General features: G+C 67.0%; 2 protein-coding genes. Both read left to right on the top strand.

The features are described from left to right. The first annotated feature begins 303 nt into the window (after positions 1 to 303). Entirely contained in the window at positions 304 to 525 is a 222-nt protein-coding gene (locus tag OCL97_RS22560) for a hypothetical protein (RefSeq protein ID WP_377371941.1), read from the top strand. A gap of 829 nt (positions 526 to 1,354) precedes the next feature. Next, the coding region (locus OCL97_RS22565) for a single-stranded DNA-binding protein (protein ID WP_377371942.1) at positions 1,355 to 1,696 on the top strand (342 nt) is incomplete at its 3' end.

A 1,696-nucleotide genomic window follows, 5' to 3' on the forward strand; every position in this document is an offset into this window, starting at 1 on the left:
GGGGTCTGGCTGTGGTGATCCGCATGTCGGCGCCAGCACCAAGCCGTCAGTCGTCTCCCGGGTTGGGCGCTGCGGGGCGAGCTCGTCCGCGATCAATCTCACGAACCTAGGACGGGACGGTCTGGGTCAAAGGCGACCTCGCCAGAGCGAGGCGAACCCCCGCGGACCCTCCGACCTTCGCTGCGCTGCAGGCCGGTTTCCACGGGGATTCGTCCTTTGGCCCCTCCCTTTCACCCGCCCTGGGCGGTCGCGAGATCGCGGGAACGAGCCCGCAGATCCAGCAGCGCAAGAGGGAGACGAAAGATGGTCAGCATGGGGATGGCTCAAGCGGTCTATCAACACGCCCACGACTTCTACGACACCGGCAGCTGGTATGTGGTCGCCGAATGCTGGGACCTTCTGGCCATCGCCGAGGAGCTGGACCGTCGGGAGGAGATCACCGCGATCCCCTTCGAGCTCGACACGGCCGCCATCGCCCACTTCCACCAGATGATCCACGCGCGGACGGAGAGCACGCGACACTGACCTACCTCGGCGCCCGCATCGGCGGGCGCCGTTCCCCCTGCTCTTCCCCCAATTTGGATGAAGCCGGCGGAACAGGGGTCGAACGAAATCCAAGTCCTTGTGTCAGCCAGGCCGGCGGCCACTCAGCCTTGGGGTTGGTGATTCGTTCTGACGTCGCGCCTTGGAGGCCTCGAACGGGTGCGTGATCCGGCGAGATTGAAGCCAACGGCCCGCCCGGCGAGCCGGGCTGGGCCCAGCATATCTCCGTGACGCCGGTGCTGGCCTGGAAGGCCCGCGATATGCGTATGCACCGTGGTGGCGGGCCCTGGATCTGGCGACCGACCCCCGTGCTTCACGGTTCTTCTGTCAGCCATCTCACCGGCTGGACGAACGCAGCGATCCCTTCTCCCCTGGGCGGGTCAGCCCCCGCACCGGGTTCCAGGGCGGCCAGGTGGGCCGAGTTCAGCCCCCCTCCCCTCGCCCGCCCTGCGGTCGTCAATCAGAGGCGTCGGCGGGCGGCGACCCTTGCCTTGTGTTGAACGGTCCGCGTCCCTCTGTGCCCTCGCGGTCCTTGTTCTGATCATCTCCAAGCCGTTGTGACACCCGGCGGGCTGCGGTCCGCGCGATCAATCACTTCAACCTAGGTCGGGGCGGTCCAGGTCAAAGCCGACCCCGCTGCGCGTGGCGGACCGGATGGATCCTCCGGCCTTCCTCCGCTGCGCTCCGTGCAGGCCGGTTTCCAACCGGACCGGGCTTTGGCCTGTCCCTCCTCCCCGCCCTTGCAGGTCGCGTGATCGCGGCAGGGACCGCGAGCCGCCGGGATTTCCCTGGCGGCAGATGGAGAAAGACGATGCTGAACAAGGTCCAATTGATCGGTTTCACCGGAGCCGAAGCGGAAATTCGCACCACGTCAGGCGGCAAGAAGGTCGCCACCCTGCGGGTCGCCACCAACCGCTACACGAAGGCGGGCGGCGAGCGGAAGGACTACACGACCTGGCACCAGGTCGAGATCTGGAACCAAGGCACGGTGGGCTGGCTCGGGTCCAAGGGGTTGCCGACGGGCTCGAAGGTTTTCGTCGAGGGGGAGATCCGGCACGACCGCTACACCGACAAGGACGGTGTGGAGCGGTTCTTCTCCAAGGTCGTGGTGGCCACGCCGCAGCATGAACTGCGGTCGCTGGACCGGCCTGAC

Origin of the sequence: Phenylobacterium ferrooxidans (genome assembly GCF_042714595.1) — a bacterium.
In the GTDB taxonomy this organism is placed as follows: Bacteria; Pseudomonadota; Alphaproteobacteria; order Caulobacterales; family Caulobacteraceae; genus Phenylobacterium; species Phenylobacterium ferrooxidans.

Excerpts from the sequence above, each read along its gene's own strand:
- OCL97_RS22560 (WP_377371941.1), top strand. The coding sequence starts at position 304 with ATGGTCAGCATGGGGATGGCTCAAGCGGTCTATCAACACGCCCACGAC.